The sequence below is a fragment of the Trujillonella endophytica genome (genome assembly GCF_900110555.1).
GTDB lineage: Bacteria > Actinomycetota > Actinomycetes > Mycobacteriales > Geodermatophilaceae > Trujillonella > Trujillonella endophytica.
Genome location: NZ_FOEE01000002.1, coordinates 350,137 through 371,099 on the forward strand (window position 1 = coordinate 350,137; position 20,963 = coordinate 371,099).

The following is a 20,963-nucleotide window of genomic DNA, read 5'->3' on the forward strand; positions in this document are numbered from 1 at the left end:
CTCACGACAGCATCGCCTTTAGTTCTGCGAGCCCCTGGCGAATCTCAGCATCGAGCTTCTCGATACCTGCGATGATGTCTAGGGGAGGCTCGTACTCGACCTCGCCGTAAACAAGTTCTTTGTACCGACTCAGCGAGAGGTCACACTCCTGGGCGACGATGTCGGACTTGGGCACGCAGAAGCTCCGCTCGGTGCGCTCGCGCTTCAGTTCATCGCCATCACGCTCCGCCCAGCGCGCGAGCACGTCCGGAAGGTCATCGGCCCCGCCGGGAATGCGCTTGTCGTCAAGGCTGAAGCCATCGGCCTGAACGTCGTAGAACCAGACGTGCTCAGTACCGCCGCTGTTGGTCTTGGTGAAGAGCAGAATCGCAGTCGACACGCCCGCGTACGGCCTGAAGACACCGGACGGGAGCTTCACCACGGCGTCGAGCTTCTGGTCCTCGACCAGGATCTGGCGAAGGGTCTTGTGTGCCGTCGATGATCCGAAGAGCACTCCGTCGGGGACGATGACCGCTGCCCGTCCGCCGGGCTTAAGCAGCCGCAGGAACAAAGCAAGGAAGAGCAGTTCGGTCTTCTTCGTCTTGACGACGCGCTGCAAGTCCTTCGACGTTGACTCGTAATCGAGGCTGCCAGCGAATGGCGGGTTCGCGAGAATCAGGGAGTAGAGGCCCTCCTCCCCTGCCGCGCCCTCCGAGAGGGAGTCGCGGTAGCGGATGTCGGGTTGCTCGACCCCGTGCAACAGCATGTTCATGCTGCCGATGCGGAGCATGGTCGAGTCGAAGTCGTACCCGTGGAACATGCTGCGGTGGTAGTGCCGCCGCTGCTGCTCGTCCGTCATCACCGAAGGGTGTTCACGGCGCACGTACTCGGATGCGGCCACGAGGAAGCCGGCGGTGCCGCAAGCCGGGTCGCAAACCTCATCCATCGGCTGGGGGGCGGTCATGTCGACCATCAGCTGGATGATGTGCCGTGGCGTCCGGAACTGACCATTCTGACCGGCGCTGGCGATCTTGCTGAGCATGTACTCGTAGAGGTCCCCGTTGGTGTCGCGGTCCTGCATGGGGACGTCGTCGAGCATGTCCACGACGCGCGAAAGCAGCGCCGGGGTCGGGATGGTGAACCGGGCGTCCTTCATGTGATCGGAGTAAGTGGACCCGTCTCCGCCGAGTCGACGCAGGAACGGGAAGACGCCTTCGCCGATCACCTGGTGCATGACCCCGGGCTCGAAGTCCTTGAACCGGGACCAGCGCAGGTCCGCCTCGCCGGGCTGGAAGATCGGGTCTTCGATCGGCTCGCCGGTGCGGTTGGCCTTCCGCTCCTTCACCGTCTGCAGGTCATCCAGCCGGCGGATGAAGAGCAGGTAGGTGATCTGCTCGATGACCTCGAGGGGGTTGGAGATGCCTCCGGACCAGAAGGCGTCCCAGACTCGGTCGATCTTGCTCTTGAGCTCGCCATTGATCATGCCGGTGCACCAGCTCCCAGCGTTGCCGACATTCTCGCGCGCGGTGGCACGTGCAACCCCCTCGATTGTCTGAGCACAGGCACGGTAGCCCGGCACCCGCTGCGCAGTGGGCAACCGAACACGGTCGGTGACGCCAGCGCGCGGATGACCTCGTGCTGGCGCGGGAGTCGCCCCTTCTGTGGGCTGTGGCCTCACTGTGTTCGAGCGCGGACACCAACGATTTTCGTCGAGGAGCAGTCGGGCAGAGCCACGTCGGCACCGACCGGCGGCGGGGTCGACCACCCGCCACTACAGCCGGATCCGCTTACGGGGGGCTGCAACTTGGGGAAGGAGCTGACGGTTTCGCTCGACCTCACGGTCCAAGTCCGTTTCGTCGTCCCGCGACGAGTTCGCTCAACCTCCGACGACCTTGGCACTCCAACCTAGGCGGCCGGAGCGAACTCCCAGGTGGCGATTGGTCACGTCGTGGTCACACGGGCCCGTTCGAAGCCCTTGATGAGCCCCTGAACAGGTCATATGGCGCTACGCGTCCCGCCTTCCAAGCTGGCCATGCCGGTTCGATCCCGGTCACCCGCTCCAGTCAGAGACGCAGCCCCGAATTCGGCGCTAGGCTTCGTACGCCCGCTTCATCAGGAGCAACACGGCCGCCCGCTGTCAGGCGTGGCGCCACGGTGCCGGGCCGGATGTGAGCCGGGCGAGCACCCTTCATCGAGGGATCCACCGCGATGCAGGGCTGTCTCAAGAAGCGCTATTCGTCCCGACCCGCCGCACTGGTCGCGCTCAGGGCCATTCGGAAGTGGAGCCAGGCGCGTCAACGGAAAGTGCCGACGGGCGCCTACCTCTGCCCGCTGTGCCGTGGGCAGTGGCACCTGACCTCCAAGACGCCGACGCAGGCCCCGCCGTGGCGAAAGAAGCGTCCGTCCGAGTTGTTCGACTTCAGGTGCCAGGACTGCCTCCCGGGCTCTCAGGCGGACCGAACCCCGTCATCAAGGACCCGGACGACCATCGAGCGTCCTGCCGTGCACGCGGTGCATGCCGTCAGATCCCCGCCGACCGCCCCGATCGCGGGCGCCGAAGAGGTCGGGGAACGGCGACGGCCCCAGCAGCGTCGTCCGAGCTGCTGGGGCCGCCTCCGGGGGTGCGCCGGGCTAGAAGATCGGCGTCAGACGCGGTGGCCGCTGCGACGCCCGGTCACCGTCGCCGCGATGACGACGAGGATCGCCGCGAGGATGATGCTGATGATCCAGCGGATCCAGTCGATGCCCTTGGTCTCGTCGACACCGAGGGCAGCGGCGGCGTAGTAGCCGATCAGGACCCCGCCGATACCGCAGAGCACGGTCAGCCAGAGCGGGATGTTGTCCCGGTCGCCCGGAGCGACGAACTTGCCGAGCAACCCGATGATCAGACCGGCGACGAGGACTCCGATGATCTCCATGATGCTGCCTTCCGCTCGGGGGCCGGGGGTCTCACGAGCCTCCTGTACCCAGGACGAACACTGCCGCACCTGATGTCCGCTGCCCACGGGTTCCTGCATGGGCCGGGCGCACGTCGCCGCTAGACGACCACCGACAGCGCCAGCACGCAGAGCAGCCCGACGACGGAGATGACGGTCTCCATCACCGACCAGCTCTTGATCGTCTGCCCCACGGTCATCCCGAAGTACTCCTTGACCAGCCAGAAGCCGGCGTCGTTGACGTGGGAGAAGAACAGCGACCCGGCGCCGATGGCCAGACACAGCAGGGCGAGGGTCGGGTCGTCCAGCCCCTCCGCGAGCGGCACGACGATGCCGGCCGCGGTGATGGTCGCGACCGTCGCCGAGCCGGTGGCCAGCCGGATGCCGACGGCGACCAGCCAGCCCAGCACCAGCGGGGAGAGCGACGCGCCCTCGGCCCAGTCGGCGATGAGGCCACCGATGCCGGAGTCGACCAGCAGCTGCTTGAACCCGCCACCGGCGGCGACGATGAGCAGGATCCCCGCGATCGCCGGCAGCGCTCCCCCGGTCACGCTGCTGAGCTCGTCGCGCCCGAACCCGACCGCGATGCCCAGCGTGAACATGGCGACGATCAGCCCGATGAGCAGCGCCACCGACGGGTTCCCGAGGACGTCGGTGAACTTCTGCAGCCCGTTCTCCGGGTCGTCGACGACGAGCTCCACGACCGCCCGGATCAGCATGAGCACGATCGGCAGCAGGATCGTCGCCACGGTGGCGCCGAAGCTCGGCTGCCGCCGCGGCCTGCCCGTTCCGCCGTTGTCGTCCCCGGGCTGGCCGAGGTCGCGCTCGACGTCGTCCGGGCCCGCCCCGGACGAGCCGGACGAGCCCGCGCTGCCCGTCTCCCGGGCGCCGACCGCGACCAGCGGCTCCGGGTGCGCGATCTCGACCCGCGCGGAGATGAACGCGCCGAACATCGGTCCGGCGACGATCACCGTCGGGATCGCCACGATCAGGCCGAACAGCAGCACCAGGCCGAGGTCGGCGCCCAGGCTCGAGATGGCGACGAGCGGGCCCGGGTGCGGCGGGACGAAGCCGTGCAGCACCGAGAGGCCGGCCAGCGCCGGGATGCCCACGAGCAGCACCCGCTGGTTGCTGCGGCGGGCGACCAGCAGCACGATCGGAATCAGCAGGACGACGCCCACCTCGAAGAACAGCGGGATACCGATCAGCGCGGCGACCCCGCCCATCGCCCAGGGCAGGGCAGCCGGACTCACCCGATCGACGATCCGGTTCACGATGCGGTCCGCGCCGCCGGACTGCGTGAGCAGCCCGCCGATCATCGCGCCCAGCGCGATCAGCAGCCCGACGCTGCCAGTCGTCGCGCCGAGCCCGGTGGTGAAGCTCGTGATGATGTCGCTGGCCGGTACGCCGGCGAACACCCCGAGGACCGCGGAGCCGAGGATCAGCGACACGAAGGGGTGCACCTTCAGCACGGTGATCAGCACGACGACGGCCGCGATCCCCAGCAGCGCGGCGACGATCAGCTGGGTGTCGCTGTCGGTGTGCTGCACGGTCTCGGCGAGCACGGTCACGACGACGCCTCGCCGGTCGGCACGGAGACCCGCTCCTCGCCGAGCGCCCGCAGCAGGGAGCCGGCGACCTCGCCCGGCGCGCCGGCGCCGGAGATCGTGGCGCCCGGTTCGTCGGGCTGCAGCTGTTCGAGCGTCGCGAGCTGGCTCTCCAGCAGGGACGGCGGCATGTAGTGGCCCTGCCGCTCCTCGACCCGCCGGCGGAGCAGCGCCGCATCGACGGTGACGTGCGCGAACCAGACCGACGGGTGGCCCTCGCGGAGCAGGTCCCGGTAGCTGCGCTTGAGCGCCGAGCAGGTGACGACGACGGAGGTCCCGGCCGCCTCGTGCTCGCCGATCCATCCCGCGAGCCGGCGCAGCCAGGGCCAGCGGTCGTCGTCGTCCAGCGGGGTGCCGGCCCGCATCTTCTCGACGTTCTCCGGGGGGTGGAACTCGTCGCCCTCGGCGAACTCCCATCCCAGGCGTGACACGAGCTCGGCGGCGACGGTGGACTTGCCGGAGCCGGACACCCCCATCACGACGATCGTGGTCGTGCCGGGTCCTGCGGTCTGGTCCGCCATGATCCCGACGCTATTCCCGCCGGACACCGGCGGCGACACGAGCGGCTGAACCGGCGGAGCCGCGGCCCCACCGGAGCACGGTCCGGGCGACCAGCCCGGCCACCAGCGCCCAGAACGCGGCGCTCACGCCCGCGATCGCGATCCCCGAGGCGGCGGTCGCGAACGCGACCACGGCGGGCAGCTGCTCGTCGGGCTCGGCGAGCGAGGCCCGCAGCGACGTCGCGAACGTCCCGAGCAGCGCGAGCCCGGCGACGGCGGGGAGGACGCCGGCGGGCGCCAGCAGGACCAGCGCCCCGAACGCGGCGGAGCAGACGCCGAGCAGCACCAGGAGGCACCCCGAGGTCACGCTCGCGATCCACCGCCGCGAGCGGTCCTCCCCCGCCTCCGGCCCGGCGGCGAGCGCCGCGCTGATCGCGGCCAGGTTGATCGCGTGCCCGCCCGCCGGCGCCCCGAGCACCGTGCCGACGCCGGTGACGAGCATCGACCGCCGCCACGGCACCTCGTAGCCCAGGCCCGTCATCACCGCGACCCCCGGCACGTTCTGCGACGCCATCGTGACGAGGTACAGCGGCAGCGCGATGCCGACCACGCCGGCCAGGGTGAAGGCCGGTCCGGTGAGCTCCACCTGCGGCACGAGGGTGGCGGGGTCGATCGACGTCCCCGAGGCCGCCAGGTCGACGGCGATGACGACCGCCGCGGTGATGAACGCCAGCGGCGCCGCCCACCGCGGCAGGAACCGCATCGCGAGCAGCCACACGGCCACCACCGGTGCGACCGCGAGCGGGTTGTCCGCCAGCCCCGTCACCGGGCCGAGGCAGAGCTGGAACAGCACCCCGGCCAGCATCGCCTGGGCCACCGACGCCGGGATGCCGGCGATCAGCGCCCCCAGCCGCGGCACCAGCCCGGTGAGCACGATCAGCGCGCCGGTCACCAGGAAGGCGCCGACCGCAGCGGGCCACCCGCCGTCGACGACCCCCGTCGAGGCCAGCAGCGCCGCCCCCGGCGTCGACCAGGCGACGGTCACCGGCATCCGGGTCCAGACCGCGAGCAGGATCGACGACAGCCCCATCAGGACGCTCACCGCCAGCAGCCCGCTGGACGCCTGGTCCGGGTCCGCCCCGACGCCGGCCAGCCCGCTCAGCACGACGACGAACGCGCTCGTGAAGCCCACCAGCCCCGACACCACGCCGGCGGAGATCGGCCGCAGCACCCCCTCCGGCGCCGACGCCACGGTCACGCCGGCATCCCGGCGAGACGCCCGAGATCCGCTCGGACCAGCCCGTCCCGTCCGACCCGCACGCGCTCTCCTCGTCCGCCGGGGCGTCGTCGGGTCCGGTTCGGGCTCCGACGGGTCGTCAGCGTTCCAGCAGGGCGCCGAGCTTCTGCACGGTGTTCCAGTTCCGCACCGTCGTCACCGGTCCCCCGTCGGCCTTGCCCAGGGCGGTCATCAGCGGGCTCTTCATCTGCCCCTGCGGGCACCACACGAACAGCTCCCGGCCGGAGACGACGTACCGGTCCTCGCCGGCGTCGACCGAGTCGAGCAGCTCGGGCAGCTCCTTGCCGGGCGCCGAGGCCATGAACGCGACCACGTACCGGGACCCGTCACCGGCGACGTCCCCCAGCGGGTCGCGCTCGATCACCTCGCGGATCTCCTCGCGGGTGCGGACGACGACGGCGACGTCCAGCTCGAGCCGCCGGGTGATCGCCCGCTCGACGGTCCGGGCGATCGCTGTGGCGGAGTCCTCCGAGGTCAGGGCCACGTTGCCGCTCTGCAGCAGGGTGGCGACGTCGGAGAAGCCGGCCTCCTCCAGCAGCCCCCGCAGGTCGGCCATCCCCACCCGCTTGCCGCGGCCGACGTTGATCCCCCGCAGCAGCACCGCGTACCGGGTCACGATGACTCCCTCCCGAGCTCCGCGCCCAGGATGCCGTGTTCGGGGAGTCGCCCGCGCCCTAGTCTCGGGGGTGGGACGGACCGACGACGCGAGGGAGCCGGACGGATGGGCAGCGCGGAGCACGGACTGCAGGTCGGGGACACCGGCATGGCCTCGATCGGGGCACTGGCCTTCGGACCGGACGACGTCCTGTTCGCCGCCGACAGCCGGCGGGCCCGGGTGGTCGCCCTCGACGTGGCCGATACCGCGACCACCGCGGCCGCCGGCCCCGTCGACCTGACCGACCTCGACGGCGCGCTCGCGGCCTACCTCGGCTGCGACGTCGCGGACGTGGCCCTGCGCGACCTCGCCGTCCACCCCCGCACCGGCAGCGTCTACCTGTCGGTGATGCGCGGCAGCGGCACGGCCGGCCGGCCGGTGCTCGTCCGCGTCGACCGGGCCGACGGCAGCCTGAGCGACGTCCCGCTCGACTCCGTGGCGCACGCCGCCGCCGACCTGACCGACGCGCCCGCCGAGGACGACCCCCGCCAGGACACCTGGCTCGGCGAGGGCGAGGCGCGCGAGTACAACGGCCGCGTCCTGCGCATCACCCGCGTCCCCGCCCGGCTGTCCGCGATCACCGACCTGGCCTACGTGGACGGCGCGGTGCTGGTGGCCGGCATGTCCGACGAGGAGTTCGCGTCGACGCTGCGCCGGATCCCCTTCCCGTTCGACGGCCGGCAGGCCGCCAGCGGGCTGGAGATCTTCCACGTCTCGCACGGCATGTGGGAGACGGCCTCGCCGATCCGCACCTTCGTTCCCTACGAGGGCGGCGCGAGCATCCTGGCCAGCTACACGTGCACGCCGCTCGTGCACTTCCCGATGGCCGACCTCGCCGCGGGCGGTCGCGCCACCGGCCGCACGGTCGCGGAGCTCGGCTGGGGCAACCAGCCCCTCGACATGGTCGCCGTCTCCCAGGACGGCGCCGAGCACCTGCTCGTCTCCCACACCGCGTACCCGCTGATGAAGATCGCCTGCGCCGACATCGACCGGCAGGAGCCGCTCACCGAGCCGAAGGAGCCCACGGGCGTGCCCCGCACCCTCGAGGACGTCGTCGGCGTCTCGCTCATGGCCCTCCTCGATGACGAGCACGTCCTCGTCGTGCAGGCCGACGACGCCGGGGTCCGGTCCCTCCGCTCGCTGAAGACCGCCTCCCTCTAGCTCCCGTGGAGGTCGGCTGGGAGGAACGGCGGGGGGACGTCGTCCTCGTGGTCCGCGGCCTGCCCGCGGGGGCGGCCGCGCGGGTCTATCCCGCGGACGTGCTCGGGGACGACCGGACGGCGCCCCGGCAGCCCATGGCCGGCCGCTGGGAGGCCGCGGGGACCGGGGCGGTCTTCGCGCCGCGTTTCCCCTTCCTCCCCGGCACCGAGTACGCCGTGCTGGCCGGGGACGGCGAGCCCGCGGTGCTGCGCCGGCCCCCCGCCCCCGGGCCGCGGCAGGCCACCGTGGTCGCCGTCGAGCCCGCGCTGGACGTCGTCCCCCGCAACCTCCTGCGGTTCTCCGTGCGGTTCTCGCATCCGATGAGCGAGGGGTGGGCCCTGCGCGCCGTCCGCCTGGAGCGGGTCGCCGACGGCGCCGTCGTCCCCGGGGCGTTCCTGGACGCGGACCCCGAGCTGTGGGACGCCGACCGGCGGCGACTGACCCTGCTGCTCGACCCGGCCCGGCTCAAGCGCGGCCTGGCCCCGCACCGCGAGGCCGGCTATCCGCTGGTCGAGGGCGACGAGGTCCGCCTGGTGGTAGACGAGGACTTCCGCGACGCCGGGGGCCGTGGCCTGCTGGGCCCGGCAGCCGCCACCTTCCGGGTCGGGCCCGACCTCCGCGGGCGGGTGCGGCCGGACGCGTGGACGGTGTCCGCGCCGCCGGCCGGCACCCGGGCGCCCCTGCGGATCCGCTTCGACCGCCCGCTCGACCGCTCGCTGGCCGACCGCTGCCTCCGGGTCGCGGACCGTCCCGGCGCCGGGACCACCGCCCCGGACGGCCGCGGCTGGAGCTTCGTGCCCGACCGCCCGTGGACGCCCGGGCCCGTCCCCATCGCGGTCGACCCGGCCCTGGAGGACGTCGCCGGCAACTCCGTGGCGCGGGTGTTCGACCGGGACCTGACGGTCGCCTCCGACGACCCCCTCGACCCGGCGGACGCCGTCGTGCTCACGGCCCCGGTGGCCGCCGGTGACTCCTACGCTGCCCGGCATGAGCGCTGACCGGCCGGCGCAGGTCGAGGACGTGCACGAGCTCGCCCGGGCGATGCCGCACGTGACCGTCGTTCCCGGGACGGCGGGCAACATCGTCTACCAGGTGGGCGGCCGGTCGTTCGTCTTCTTCCGCACCCCGCGGCCCGACGCCGTGGACGAGACCGGCGCGAGGCTGCCCGACGTCATCGTGTTCTGGGTCGAGTCCGAGGCCGACAAGCTGGCCCTCGTCCAGGACGCGACGACGCCGTTCTTCACCACACCCCACTTCGACGGGCACCCCTCGGTGCTGGTGCGGGCGAGCCGGCTCGGGGAGGTTCCCCGGCAGGAGCTGGCCGAACTGGTGCAGGACGCCTGGCTCGCCCAGGCCTCCCCCCGCCGGCGGGCCGCCTGGCTGGCCGAGCACGGCACCGGTTCCCGTCCCTGACGCGTGCCATGCTCGCGGTCCGACCGACGACCGGAGGCTGACATGGCAGTAGAGATCAACCTGGACGCCCTGCTCGACAAGGAGTTCCAGAGCAAGTCGTACGCCGAGATCCTCGACGCACCGGTGAGCGCCCTCAAGGGGGTCAGCGACGGCGACGGCGAGCTGCTCAAGCAGGCGTTCAACATCACGACCGTCGGCGACCTGGGCAAGAACAAGTTCTTCCACTGGGCGCAGCTGCTCCAGCAGCTGTCGGCCGCCGGCGCCAAGTAGCCCCACCCGCGCACGGGTCCCGGATCCCGCCTGGCCACCCTCGAGGCGGCCGGGCGGGTGACCCGCGTCCGGATGGCCGACGTCGCTACGCCGAGCGCGACCTCGCGGTGCTGGAGGAGGCCGCCGCCGCCGGCTGACACGATGGGGGCGTGTGCACCGTCGTCGTCCGCCGGTCTCCGGGGCAGCCGGTGCAGATCCTGGCCCTGCGCGACGAGTCGACCGCCCGGGAGTTCGACGACCCGGGCGCGTGGTGGCCGCAGTTCCCCGACGTCGTCGGCGGCCGGGACCGGACGGCGGGCGGCACCTGGTGCGCCACCGCCGTCGGCACCGGGGCGACGGGGCTCGTCGTCAACCGGCCGGCCAAGCGGGACGCCGACCCGGGCGCACCCAGCCGCGGCGTCCTCCCGCTGCTCGCCGCCCGGTACGGCGTCGACTGGCGCGACCACGTCGACCTCCGCGGGATGGCGAGCTTCGCGCTCCTCCTCGCGACGCCCGACCGCGCGCTCACCTGGGACTTCGACGGCTCCGAGGTCCGGACCACCGAGCACCCGCCCGGCACCCACATGCTGACCTCCGGCGGCCCCGAGGACCGCAAGGCCGACCGGCACCTGCCGACCTTCACCGCCACCGGCGACCCGGACACCTGGCGCGCGCTGCTCCGCCAGGCACCTCCGCAGGACGACCCGGGCGCCCTCGTCGTCCGCCACGAGGAGGACGGGAAGGTGTGGGCGACGGTCTTCGCCGAGCTCATCGAGGCCGGGCCGGGCCGGCTGCACCTGGAGCACAGCCGGCGGCCGTGGACCGACGAGCCCTGGCGGACCCTCGACCTGGGGTGAGTCAGCCGGTCAGGACGACGAGCTGCCGCGTCGCCCGCGTCATCGCCACGTAGCGGTCGACCGCCCCCTCGATGCCCGCTCCGAAGCGATCGGGATCCACGAGCACGACCAGGTCGAACTCCAGGCCCTTCGCCAGGACCGGCGTCAGCGACCGCACGCGCGCCGTCCCCCGGAACGACGGAGCGCCGATCACGCAGCCGATCCCCTCGGCGTGCCCGGCCAGCCACTGCTCGACCACGGCGTCCAGCTCCGATGCCGACCCGTACCGCACGGGGATGCCGCTGCTGCGCACCGACGTCGGCACGTTGGCGTCCGGCAGGACCGCCCGGATCACCGGCTCCGCCTCGGCCATGACCTCGGCCGGCGTCCGGTAGTTGACGCCGAGCGAGGCCGACCGCACCTCGCGGACCCCGATCCGCCGCAGCCGCTCCTCCCACGTCCCGAAGAAGCCGTGCCGGGCCTGCGCGCGGTCCCCCACCACCGTGATGCTCTGCGAGGGGCAGCGGCGCAGCAGCATCGCCCACTCGGCGTCGGTCAGCTCCTGCGCCTCGTCCACGACCACGTGCGCGAACGTCCCGGCCAGGCGGTCGGGGTCCGCGGCCGGCAGCGCGGCCCGGTCCACCAGCGCGTCCTGCAGGTCCCCGTGCCGCAGGGTGGTCATCAGCAGCAGCTCGGAGTCGTCGGCCGCGATCAGCTCGTCGATGACCTGCCGCATCCGCTCCCGCTCGGCGGCGGCGACCGCCGTCTCCCGGCGCCGGCGCACCGCCAGCTCGCGGTCCCCGAGCCGCTGCCGGGCGGCGTCCAGCAGCGGCAGGTCCTCGACGGTCCACGCCCGCGGCTGCGCGCGCTGCAGCCGCCGGACGTCGTCCGCCTCGAGCCCCGGGGCGCACGCGCGCAGGTAGGCCGGCACCGACCACAGGTCCCCGACGAGGTCGGCCGGGTCCAGCAGCGGCCACGCCCGGTCGAGGGTCCGGCGCAGGTCGGCGTCCTGCTCCAGCGCCGCGCGCACCAGTTCCGGCTCGACGTCGTCGGCGTCGTCACCGGCGTGGGCGTCCACCAGGATCTCCAGCAGCGCGTCCCATACCTCCTCGCGCGCCTCGTTGTGCGGCGTCCCCGGCCCGGGGGTCCCGAACGCCTCCGCCCAGTCGGCCGCGGTCAGCCGGACGTCGGCCCAGGGTGTCGTCACCGTCGTCCCCCGCGCCGGCGGCTCCTCGTAGAACCGCACGGCCGCCTCGATCGCCGCCACCATCTCCCCCGACGACTTCAGCCGCGCCACCTCGGCGTCGGCCTCCGGCTGCGCGGTCGCGCCCTCGGGCACGAGGTCGCGCAGGGTGCACGTCTGCACCCCCTCCTCGCCGAGGCTCGGGAGGACGTCGGCGACGTAGGCCAGGTAGGGCTGGTGCGGGCCGACGAACAGCACGCCGCCGCCGGAGTGCCCCAGCCGCGGATCGGAGTACAGCAGGTACGCGGTGCGGTGCAGGGCGACGACGGTCTTGCCCGTGCCCGGTCCCCCGTCGACGACGAGGGCCCCCCGCGAGCCCGCGCGGATGATGGCGTCCTGGTCGGCGGCGATCGTGCCCAGGACGTCGCGCATCCGGGGCGACCGCTCGGCGCCGAGACTCGCGATGAAGGCGGACTGGTCGTCGAGCGCGGCGTGCCCCTCCAGCCCGTCGGGGGTGAACACCTCGTCCCAGTAGTCGGTGACCCGCCCGCGGGTCCAGCGGTACCGGCGGCGGCTGGCCAGGCCCATCGGGTCGGCGTGGGTCGCCCCGAAGAACGGCTCGGCTGCCGGCGACCGCCAGTCGACCAGCAGCCGCTGCCCGGCGCCGTCGGTGAGCCCGAGGCGGCCGACGTAGACCGTCCCGCCGTCGGCCGCCACCATGCGCCCGAGGCACAGGTCCAGCCCGAACCGGCGCAGGGTGCGCAGCCGGGCGGAGAGCCGGTGCACCTCCAGGTCCCGGTCCAGCGCCGCCTGCCCGATGCCGCCGGGGGCCCGGCGCTCGGCGTCGAGGCGCTCGGTCAGGTCGGCGACGGTCCGCCGGAGGTCGTCGGCCATGGCCGCGAAGTGCTGCTCGTCCGCGCCGATCAGGGCCGGATCGGACTTGGCGGACAGGTGCTCGGGGAGGGCGAACGCGCTGGTGAGGGGCTGCACGACGAGCGAGTCTGAGCCCGGACCCGGGTCTTGCCGCAAGCCCCCGGGTCGGCTATACGTTGAAGTGGGAGGACGGCAGGGCCCCTCCCACTCCCCTCACCGGCCGCATGCCGCGACCCCGTCCGGGCGTCCGGCCGGGGTCGCGGCGCGGCGGTCAGGCCAGCGCCGGCTCGGCGGCCACCAGGCCGCCGCGGATCGTCTCGCGCAGCTCCGGGGTGTCCTCGTGACCGTGCTTGGCGACCGCGTGCATCACGGCGGCGTCGAGGACCTCCTCCTCCTCGCCGGCGATCGTCAGGGTGCAGTTGATGTCGCTGGGCATGGTGCGGCAGTCGATCATCTTGCGTGCCATCTGCGTACCTCTCGTGCGGGCCGGGGCTCGGTGGCCCCGGCCGGGGGACGTCACCGGATCGGCGACGGGCGGTGTGGAGCGCGCCCGGTGCGGGCGTCTCCCCGGAGCCCGCTCAGCGGGCGTAGTCGGTCGCGCCGTACCAGTCGACGACGACGGCCGGTTCGTCCCCGACCACCCAGGCGTCGTGCCCCTGGGGCAGGGAGGTGACATCGCCGGGGCCGGCCTCGAACTCGCTGCCGTCGGCCATGACGACGTGGAGCCGGCCGCTGACGTGGTACTGCATGTGCGGCGCCTCGCACAGGTCGGTGCCGGCGACGGGCCGGACGTCAACCGACCAGCGCCAGCCGGGCTCCAGCACCAGGCGCCCGATCTCTGCCCCAGCCAGCTCGACGATCTCGACCCGGCCGTGCGGGAACTCGCGGACCTCGTCGGGCTCGGCATAGCTGCGGTGTTCGGTGCTCTGGGTGGCCATCCCTGCCTCCTCGCGACGATGGAAGTCCCCCGTGGAGTGCGCCCGCCGCGCTATCCTGACTTGCACGTAAGTCAGATACCAGGGGCGGAGGTCCCCGTGCCCGACACCGATCCCGCTGCCACCCGGAGCCGGGTGCTCGACGTCTCGGAGCGCCTGGTGCAGACCCGCGGCTACAACGGCTTCAGCTACGGCGACGTCGCCCGCGAGCTCGGCCTCACGCGGGCCGCGCTGCACTACCACTTCGCGGGCAAGGCCGAGCTGGGCCAGGCGCTCATCGAGCGCTACGCCACCCGCTTCGCCGCCGCCCTCGCCCGGCTCGACGCCACCGCGCCCGACGCCGCGGCCAAGCTGCGCGGCTACGTGGGCCTCTACGCCGACGTGCTCGCCGCCGACCGCATGTGCCTGTGCGGAATGCTCGCCGCCGAGCACCGCACCCTGCCCGAGCCGCTGCGCCGGGCGGTCTGCGACTTCTTCACCGCGAACACCGTGTGGCTGCGCCGGGTCCTGGAGGAGGGCTGCGCCGACGGCAGCCTGCGCTGCCCCGGCACCGCCGAGGCGACGGCGTCCGTGGTGCTGGGCACCCTCGAGGGCGCCATGCTGATCACCCGCCTGGACGGCGACCTGGCCCGGTTCACGGCGACGGCGGACCAGCTGCTGGACGGCCTCGCCGCCGTCCCGGACCGCGCGGCCCCGGCGCACGCCTGAGCCCTCGCCGTCTCCGGGCCGCGGGGTGGACCCGGCCGGGATCAGCCCGCGACGACCACCCGCTCCAGCCGTTCCAGCGTCGCCGCGATCGTCGTCTCCGGGATCAGCGGCAGCCGTCCGGCCGAGCGCGCCTTCCGCTCCGCGCTCAGCCCGCTCCAGTCGAAGTAGCTGGTCACGTCCGACGCGCCCTCCCCCGCCGGCTCGACCAGGTACCCCCACACGTAGCCGATCGGTGGCCGGCCGGGCACGGTCACGCTCCACTCGAACCGCCGGCCGGGCTCGTAGGCGGTCACCGTGTTGAGGGTCCGGTAGGCGGTGACGCCGGGGAGGTCGCCCAGCGGCGTGCGGTCCATGTCCATCTCGAACGTGTCGCCGACCGCGGTCGGCGGGGCCGCGTCGGGCGCCGCGACGAGCATCCCCGAGCCGTCGATCCGCACGTGCCCCGCGGGGTCGGACACCACCGCGAACACCGCGGCCGCGGACGCCGGGATCCGGCGCGTCACCGACACCCGCTCAGCCACGGCCGGCCACCGCGCTGCCCCGGAACAGCTCCCGGGCCTCGGCCGCGCCGTCCAGCGGACGGTTGACCCGGCTCGCCACCCGCCACCCGTCCGGCCCGCGCCGGAAGTGCCACTCGTTGGCCGACAGCCGGAAGACGACGAAGTGCCCCTCGGCCTCCCGCCACTGCACGTTCATCGCGTGGTTCCAGCCCCAGGCCTCGTCGCCGCCCAGCTCGACGTGCAGCGGGGTGAGCACGTGACCGGCGCCGGCCCGGATGAGGTCCTGGTGGCCGCCGTCCACCATGCCGGCGATCTGCTCGCGACCGGTCCACACCGCGTAGGGCGGCGCCGCGTAGACGCCGTCCGGGGCCCACAGCGCCGCGGCGGCCTCCGCGTCGCCGACGTCCACCGCCGGCCCGTACCGGGTGGCGATCTGGGCGATCTGCTGCCGGTCCTCCAGCTCGCGGAGGCGCGCGGCGAGCGCCGCCACCTGCTGCTGCAGCTCGGCGACGTCGTCCTGGCTCACCGGGCGGCCACGAACTCGTGCCGGGCGCCGGCGAAGTCCGCGGGGTCGACGGCGAAGCCGCCGGAGACGCAGCCCTCCCGGGTCACCCGCACCCCCCGCTCGGCGAAGTGGGCCTCGGCACGGTCGAGGTCCTCGACCGCCCACACCAGCGCGTACACCCCCGACGTCGGCGGGCGGGTGAACTCCCCGAGCACCCCGCCGGTCAGGTCGTCGGGCTGGATGAGGGCCACGTCGGCGTCGCCGAGGCGCAGCAGCACCCGCCGCGCCGGCTGGGGTGTCTCGATGCGGCCGTCGTCCAGCACCTCGCCGTCCACGTAGGTGGTGAACAGGTGGCGGGCGGCGTCGAGGTCGTGCACGACGCAGGCGATGTGGTCCAGCCGCAGCAGGGTGGACGCCATGCCCTCGGCCCAGTCCGGCCGCCAGTTGCGCCGTTCGTAGGGGTCGTTGGGGATCGAGACGTCGCAGGCCTCGAGCAGGATGCCCCCGGTCGACTCGGGGCGGACGTAGAAGAACATCCCGTAGTTCGACGCCAGCGTGTAGCCGTCGGCGTCCAGCCGCGCGGCGACCTGCGGGCAGTCGGCGATCCGCAGCTCGAAGGAGTGCCAGCCCTCGCCGTAGCGCGCCAGGTAGCGGGAGTACGGCTTCGACAGGTCCTCGGGGTTGCGCGGCGCCATGGGCTCGACCATGTGGTCGGCGACGTAGAGCAGCGCCATGTCCCGGTCCTCGGGCTCGAAGTAGCCCTCGGCGAACACCAGGCCGCCCAGCAGGTCCTGGTAGCGCATCCGGCACGCGTCGATGTCGCGGACCGCGTGGATCGTGTGCACCACCCGCTTGACCCGGGCGGGGGCCTGCGCCGGGGCCGTCACGTGGCCAGGCCGGGCAGCGCGGCGGTGGCCTCCCGCGCCACCTCCAGCGGCGAGATCGTCGTCTGGATGCCCGACGCCAGCCCGGCGGTGACGTCGGTGCGCAGCCGGGAGAGGAACTGGGTCGAGATCTGCCACGCGTCGCCGGTCAGCCGGTAGGTCTCGTGGTAGTAGCCGTAGCCCTGGATGGGCGTGTCGGGGAAGCCCACGTAGTCGAACATCGGCCACAGGCCGGTCGCGGTGGTCGGCGACAGGATCTCCAGCACCGGCGCGTGGAACTGGTGCACGGTCGCGATCGTCCCGATCGAGGACTGCACCATCTCCACGAACGGCGCCCGCCCCTCGACGGCCAGGCCCCCCTCGGTGGCCCACCGGAAGTCCTCGGTGAACAGCTGCCCCCAGGCCTCCCACTGCTTGGTGTCCAGCAGGTAGGAGTAGCGCGCCTTCACCTGCCGGATCGACTCGAGGGTGGACAGCTGCTCAGCCGTGTAGGTGGTCACGATCGGCGATCCTCGCCGCCCGCCGACCCATGTGGCAAGCCTCACGGTAAGCCCATACTGGCGGCCCCCGTCCCCAGGAGGTCCGTGTGCCCGAGCCCTACCGCGTCGGCGTGCTGAACGACCTGGCGACCGGCCCCGGCGGCCCGGCCGACGACCCCGTCGACCTGCTGCGGCTGCCCGTGGACGAGCTGCTGGACGCCGGCCGGCTGGACCGCGACGTCGAGTTCGTCCCCGCGTACGGCCTGGGCCTGCCGGAGGGGACGGCGGCCGCGGTGGAGCGGGCCTACGCGCGCCTGGTCGACGACGACGTGCTGCTGGTCGTGGGCCCGGCGATCGGCGACAACGCGCTGGTCGTGACCCCGCTGGCCGAGCGCCACCGGCTGCCCACGATCAACTGGGCGGGCACCGAGCGCGGCCGCGGCGAGTACATGTTCCACCTGCAGGTCGGCTCGCACGAGGACGAGTCGCTCGTGATCGCCCGCCACCTCGCCGAGGTGGGCGCGCGCCGGGTGGGCGTCGTCCACGACCGCTCCCCCATCGGCCGGCGACACCTGCAGTTCCTCCAGGACGAGGCCGACGTCCTCGGCCTGCGGCTCTCCGGCACCGCCGGGATCGCCGTCACGGCCGACGACGCCACCGCGGAGGTCGGGGCGGTGCTCGGCGGCGCGGACGCCGTCGTCTACCTCGGGCTCGGGCTGGCCGCGCCGCCGGTCGCGCGGGCGGTGACGGCCTCGGGCTTCGCCGGGCCGCGGGTCATGAACACCTGCGGGCTGCGCGGCTACGCGCCGGAGTTCGCCCGGATCATCGACGGCTGGGTGTACGTCGACATGCACTCCGACGGCAATGCCACGCTCGCGGCGCTGCGCCGGCGCCTCGGGCCGCGGGACCGCCCCGGCTTCTCCGTCGCCTACCAGTACGACATGGGCCGGCTGGTCGCCGAGGGCCTCGCCCGCGCGCCCGAGCGCACCCGGGACGGCGTCCGCGACGGGCTCGAGGCGGTCAAGTGGCTGCCGGCCGCGCAGGGGCACGACGGCACCCTGCTCGGCTTCGGCCACCGCGACCGGGGCGCCCTGCACGGCCGGTACCTCGTGCTCCGCCAGTGGCGGGACGGCGTCTCGGTCGAGCTGTAGCGCGCCGGCCGCCGGCGCGGGTCGGCGGCGCGGTCATCGGCGCCGGTCGGCGGCGACCGTTGGACGCCGGCGGCCCACATCGGGCGCCGAAACGGGCCACCGGGGTTCGACGGTCGCCCGCCCCGCCGCCCGGGCGGCGACGCTCAGGCGGCGGGCTCGGACTCCGGCGCCACCGGCAGCCCCAGCCGCTCGAACAGCCCCGAGTCGAGGTCGAGGAAGCTGGAGATGTGGGTGATCCGCCCGTCGTCCACCTCGAGGACGTGCAGCGCCCACGGCACGTGGCCCCCGCCGTCGGTGGGCCGGTACTGCGCGAACGCCGGCGACCCGTTGGCGCTGACCTCGATCAGGCGCGAGTTCCGGCACGCCGAGCCCGGGCCGAGCATCCACGTGCCGATGTCCTCGCGGCCGCGCAGCCACATCTCGAACGGCGGCATGTGCTGCGTCGCGTCCTCGTGCAGCAGGGCCACGAACGCCTCGATGTCGTAGCGGAGGAAGGCGTCGAGGTAGCGGTCGAGCAGCTCGCGGTGGTCGGCGTCCAGCGGGCGCTCGTCGAGCTCCCCGCCGACGGCGGCCAGGGTCGCCCGCGCCCGCTGCAGCGCGCTGTTGACCGACGCGACCGTTGACTCCAGCAGCGTGGCGACCTCGTCGGCCTTCCACCGCAGCACGTCGCGCAGCAGCAGCACCGCGCGCTGCCGGGGCGGCAGGTGCTGCAGCGCCGCGACGAAGGCCAGCCGGATCGACTCGCGGGCAACCGCTTGCTCGGCCGGGTCGGCGTCCTCCGGCACGACCTGGCGGTCCAGCACCGGCTCGACCCACGCGTCGGCCGGCTTCTTCGCGGCCAGCGAGGCCTCCACCGGCTGCCACGACGTGCCCGACAGGTCCATCGGCAGCGCGCGCCGCTTGCGGCCGTTGAGCTGGTCCAGGCACACGTTCGTCGCGATCCGGTACAGCCACGAGCGCAGCGCCGAGCGGCCCTCGAAGTCGGCCAGCCCCCGCCAGGCCCGCACCATCGTCTCCTGCACCGCGTCGTCCGCGTCGAAGGAGGACCCGAGCATGCGGTAGCAGTAGCCGGTGAGCTCCCGGCGGTGCTCGAGCAGGCGCGGGTCGAGCTCGCCGGTCTGGCCGGGCAGGACGGTCGTCACGGCTCCTCCTGGTGGTCGGTCTCTGGCGGGCAGCCAGCTCACCACAGGAGGACGACAGAACGGGAGCCCCTCCGCCTACTGGTAGCTGACCAGGTCGGGCACGGGGTCCACCTGCGCCACCGTCTGCTCGGGCGTGAGCATCGGCAGGTCCTCGTCGACGAAGTTCTTCCACCCCCACCAGACCGGCGGCGCGTCCCGGTGCAGCGCCTGCCAGGTGGCCTGCTTGTCGCCCTGCGAGCCCTGCCCGTCGGCGTGGATGAGGACGGCCAGCTCGTCGCGCGAGGTGTCCAGCCGCTCCCGGCCCGGGATCATGTCGAGCCGGAACTGGTGGAGCACCAGCAGCTTCTGCGGCAGCGCGTTCTCCCGGGTCAGGTCCGCCAGCCAGGTCACGACGCGGTTGACCTCCTCGACGTCCACCGAGCCGATCTGGGTCAGGTGCACCTCGTTCGGGCCCAGCCGCCACTCCGGGTCCAGCGCGAGCCCCACGTGCGGCAGCTCCAGCAGCTCGCGGTAGCGCTCGGCCTGGGTGACGTAGTCGGTGCGGCCCGGCTGCAGGTCGAGGAAGACGTAGACGCCGGCCTCGCCCGCCGCCTCCACCCAGGGCCGCAGCACCGCGACGTCGGCCTCGGCGGAGTAGTCGCCGTCCGCCCCGGGGGCCGACGAGGCCACCGTCGCGATGATCTCGAACGCCGGGACGACGGGCACGTCGACCAGCGGCTCGTAGGCGGCGGCGTGCTGCCGCGCCCGGTCGATCGCGCCGGCCGCGTCCTGCTCGCCCAGCAGGCCGAGCGCCGCGGTGCCGGGATGGCCGTAGAGCGCGACCAGCATCCGGCCGGGGAACAGCAGCTGACCCCCGCCGGGCAGCTGGGCGCCGGTGGCGGCGGCGGCGAGCTTCCAGTCCAGCCCGTCCTCGGCGGCCAGGTCGGCGCCGAGCGCCAGCACGGTGGCGGCCTCGGTCCCCGCGAGCAGCTCCACCAGGTCGGCGGAGGCCCGCGGATCGGTGGCCCCACCGGTGACGTGCACCCGCGCCCCGGCCGCGCGCGCGGTGGCGACACCGGCCAGCGCCTCGGGGGCGCCCGTGGTGAGCACCAGGGTGTCGGACAGCGGCTCGCCCCGGTCGACGTCGGGCAGCCGGCCGTCGCCCCCGCCGCCGGGCGCCCCGCCCTCGGGCACCAGCGCGACCGGCTCACCGGGGTCGAGCGCGGCCACCGCGGCGACCCCGTCGTCCTCGGCCACTTCCTGGGCGTCGCCGAGGTCGAGCCCGGTCGCACCCTCGACGGCGCCGGGGTCGGCCGCCACCGCCACGACGTCCACCCCGGCGTCCTCCGCGGTGGCCTCGCCGACGGCCAGCACCGTCGTCGTCCCCAGCCGGGCGAGTTCCTCGGCGACGGCGGGGGCGGCGCCCTCGGCGGGCTCGAGCAGCAGCGGCACTCCGAGCCCGGCAGCCGCGGAGGCGCCCAGCAGCTCCCCGGCCCGGTCGCCGTCCCGGGCGAGGACGGCGACGTCGGCCCGCTCGAACAGCGCCCGGCTGGCCGCGGCCGCCGCGGCCACCGGATCGGCGTCGCCGACCACGGTGAGCCGCTGGTCGGGGGCCCGCGTGCCGACCGAGGCCGCGGCCGGGCCCGGGCCCGCCGGCTGCTCCGGCTCGTCGTCGGCGCCGCTGGAGCAGGCGGCCACGAGCAGCAGCGACAGTCCGGCCGCCCAGGTCCTCATGCGCACGACAGCTCGCCTCCCCCGGCCCGGGGGCGGACGCGGGCTCCGTTGCCGGCATCCACCCCGAGGGCCGGGACCGACCCTAACGAGCGGGACGGGACCGGGCCTGGACACGGGGAACACCGGCCGGGGAGCATCCCGGGTGAGATGGACGCCGAATCCCGACCGTCGGGCCAGCCCGACACCCGACCGGCCGGGTCGCCGGATCGGCCCGGAGC

General features: G+C 73.9%; 22 protein-coding genes. 7 read left to right on the forward strand and 15 right to left on the reverse strand.

Annotated features, from left to right (window positions below; all coding sequences use genetic code 11):
- Position 1: 1 nt before the first annotated feature.
- From BMY88_RS04565 to BMY88_RS04590, 6 genes are all read right to left on the reverse strand, one after another.
- On the reverse strand, positions 2-1,576 hold the full coding sequence (locus tag BMY88_RS04565) for a type I restriction-modification system subunit M (RefSeq protein WP_244524440.1): 1,575 nt from the start codon (positions 1,574-1,576) through the stop codon (positions 2-4).
- Positions 1,577-2,624: 1,048 nt separating this feature from the next.
- A complete protein-coding gene (locus BMY88_RS04570) occupies positions 2,625-2,897 on the reverse strand; it encodes a GlsB/YeaQ/YmgE family stress response membrane protein (protein ID WP_091940608.1) in 273 nt (90 codons plus the stop codon).
- A 119-nt stretch (positions 2,898-3,016) separates the two neighbouring features.
- The gene (locus BMY88_RS04575) at positions 3,017-4,486 is read right to left on the reverse strand and encodes a GntP family permease (RefSeq protein ID WP_091940610.1); all 1,470 of its coding nucleotides are present in this window, start codon (positions 4,484-4,486) and stop codon (positions 3,017-3,019) included.
- Positions 4,483-5,043 (reverse strand): gluconokinase, encoded by a 561-nt coding sequence (locus tag BMY88_RS04580; RefSeq protein WP_091940612.1) that lies wholly within the window; start codon positions 5,041-5,043, stop codon positions 4,483-4,485. Before BMY88_RS04580 ends, BMY88_RS04575 begins: the two co-directional genes overlap by 4 nt.
- A gap of 10 nt (positions 5,044-5,053) precedes the next feature.
- Positions 5,054-6,280, reverse strand: coding sequence for a benzoate/H(+) symporter BenE family transporter (locus BMY88_RS04585; protein ID WP_091940614.1), 1,227 nt, complete (start codon positions 6,278-6,280; stop codon positions 5,054-5,056).
- A 118-nt stretch (positions 6,281-6,398) separates the two neighbouring features.
- Positions 6,399-6,935, reverse strand: coding sequence for a DUF1697 domain-containing protein (locus BMY88_RS04590; RefSeq protein WP_091940616.1), 537 nt, complete (start codon positions 6,933-6,935; stop codon positions 6,399-6,401).
- Between the two features lie 105 nt (positions 6,936-7,040).
- Here BMY88_RS04590 and BMY88_RS04595 point away from each other — a divergent pair, with 105 nt between their 5' ends.
- From BMY88_RS04595 to BMY88_RS04615, 5 genes are all read left to right on the forward strand, one after another.
- Positions 7,041-8,135, forward strand: coding sequence for a hypothetical protein (locus BMY88_RS04595; RefSeq protein ID WP_091940617.1), 1,095 nt, complete (start codon positions 7,041-7,043; stop codon positions 8,133-8,135).
- A 5-nt stretch (positions 8,136-8,140) separates the two neighbouring features.
- Positions 8,141-9,172 carry a hypothetical protein gene (locus BMY88_RS04600; protein ID WP_091940619.1) on the forward strand — a complete coding sequence of 344 codons (1,032 nt, stop codon included), beginning with the start codon at positions 8,141-8,143 and terminating at the stop codon, positions 9,170-9,172.
- A complete protein-coding gene (locus BMY88_RS04605; RefSeq protein WP_091940621.1) occupies positions 9,162-9,587 on the forward strand; it encodes an MmcQ/YjbR family DNA-binding protein in 426 nt (141 codons plus the stop codon). The genes BMY88_RS04600 and BMY88_RS04605 overlap by 11 nt, the downstream gene beginning before the upstream one ends.
- A gap of 42 nt (positions 9,588-9,629) precedes the next feature.
- Positions 9,630-9,857: a hypothetical protein gene (locus BMY88_RS04610; protein WP_091940622.1), complete on the forward strand. Its 228-nt coding sequence runs from the start codon at positions 9,630-9,632 to the stop codon at positions 9,855-9,857.
- 149 nt (positions 9,858-10,006) lie between these two features.
- Positions 10,007-10,693: an NRDE family protein gene (locus BMY88_RS04615; RefSeq protein ID WP_091940624.1), complete on the forward strand. Its 687-nt coding sequence runs from the start codon at positions 10,007-10,009 to the stop codon at positions 10,691-10,693.
- Position 10,694: 1 nt separating this feature from the next.
- Here the strand turns inward: BMY88_RS04615 and helR are convergent, their stop codons facing one another.
- The 3 genes from helR to BMY88_RS04630 all read right to left on the reverse strand — a co-directional run bounded on the left by helR (position 10,695) and on the right by BMY88_RS04630 (position 13,666).
- On the reverse strand, positions 10,695-12,845 hold the full coding sequence (gene helR / locus BMY88_RS04620) for an RNA polymerase recycling motor ATPase HelR (protein WP_091940626.1): 2,151 nt from the start codon (positions 12,843-12,845) through the stop codon (positions 10,695-10,697).
- Positions 12,846-12,999: 154 nt separating this feature from the next.
- Positions 13,000-13,194, reverse strand: coding sequence for a DUF1059 domain-containing protein (locus BMY88_RS04625; protein WP_091940628.1), 195 nt, complete (start codon positions 13,192-13,194; stop codon positions 13,000-13,002).
- A 112-nt stretch (positions 13,195-13,306) separates the two neighbouring features.
- Complete coding sequence (locus BMY88_RS04630; protein WP_091940630.1) at positions 13,307-13,666, reverse strand: cupin domain-containing protein; 360 nt, start codon at positions 13,664-13,666, stop codon at positions 13,307-13,309.
- Between the two features lie 96 nt (positions 13,667-13,762).
- Here BMY88_RS04630 and BMY88_RS04635 point away from each other — a divergent pair, with 96 nt between their 5' ends.
- Positions 13,763-14,371, forward strand: coding sequence for a TetR/AcrR family transcriptional regulator (locus BMY88_RS04635; RefSeq protein WP_170860967.1), 609 nt, complete (start codon positions 13,763-13,765; stop codon positions 14,369-14,371).
- A gap of 41 nt (positions 14,372-14,412) precedes the next feature.
- On the opposite strand, the gene BMY88_RS04640 is transcribed toward BMY88_RS04635, so the two are convergent.
- The 4 genes from BMY88_RS04640 to BMY88_RS04655 are packed head-to-tail and all read right to left on the reverse strand — an operon-like array spanning position 14,413 to position 16,760.
- Entirely contained in the window at positions 14,413-14,892 is a 480-nt protein-coding gene (locus BMY88_RS04640; RefSeq protein WP_091940633.1) for an SRPBCC family protein, read from the reverse strand.
- A complete protein-coding gene (locus BMY88_RS04645; RefSeq protein ID WP_091940635.1) occupies positions 14,885-15,397 on the reverse strand; it encodes a nuclear transport factor 2 family protein in 513 nt (170 codons plus the stop codon). The genes BMY88_RS04640 and BMY88_RS04645 overlap by 8 nt, the downstream gene beginning before the upstream one ends.
- The gene (locus BMY88_RS04650; protein ID WP_211435493.1) at positions 15,394-16,263 is read right to left on the reverse strand and encodes a VOC family protein; all 870 of its coding nucleotides are present in this window, start codon (positions 16,261-16,263) and stop codon (positions 15,394-15,396) included. The genes BMY88_RS04645 and BMY88_RS04650 overlap by 4 nt, the downstream gene beginning before the upstream one ends.
- Complete coding sequence (locus BMY88_RS04655) at positions 16,260-16,760, reverse strand: nuclear transport factor 2 family protein (RefSeq protein ID WP_170860968.1); 501 nt, start codon at positions 16,758-16,760, stop codon at positions 16,260-16,262. Before BMY88_RS04655 ends, BMY88_RS04650 begins: the two co-directional genes overlap by 4 nt.
- Before the next feature lie 86 nt (positions 16,761-16,846).
- Between BMY88_RS04655 and BMY88_RS04660 the strand changes: the two genes are divergently transcribed.
- Positions 16,847-17,890 carry an ABC transporter substrate-binding protein gene (locus BMY88_RS04660; RefSeq protein ID WP_091940638.1) on the forward strand — a complete coding sequence of 348 codons (1,044 nt, stop codon included), beginning with the start codon at positions 16,847-16,849 and terminating at the stop codon, positions 17,888-17,890.
- A gap of 143 nt (positions 17,891-18,033) precedes the next feature.
- On the opposite strand, the gene BMY88_RS04665 is transcribed toward BMY88_RS04660, so the two are convergent.
- Together BMY88_RS04665 and BMY88_RS04670 are read right to left on the reverse strand one after the other, a co-directional pair.
- Entirely contained in the window at positions 18,034-19,032 is a 999-nt protein-coding gene (locus tag BMY88_RS04665; RefSeq protein ID WP_091940639.1) for a sigma-70 family RNA polymerase sigma factor, read from the reverse strand.
- A gap of 75 nt (positions 19,033-19,107) precedes the next feature.
- Positions 19,108-20,745 (reverse strand): hypothetical protein, encoded by a 1,638-nt coding sequence (locus BMY88_RS04670; RefSeq protein WP_091940640.1) that lies wholly within the window; start codon positions 20,743-20,745, stop codon positions 19,108-19,110.
- Between the last annotated feature and the right edge of the window lie 218 nt (positions 20,746-20,963).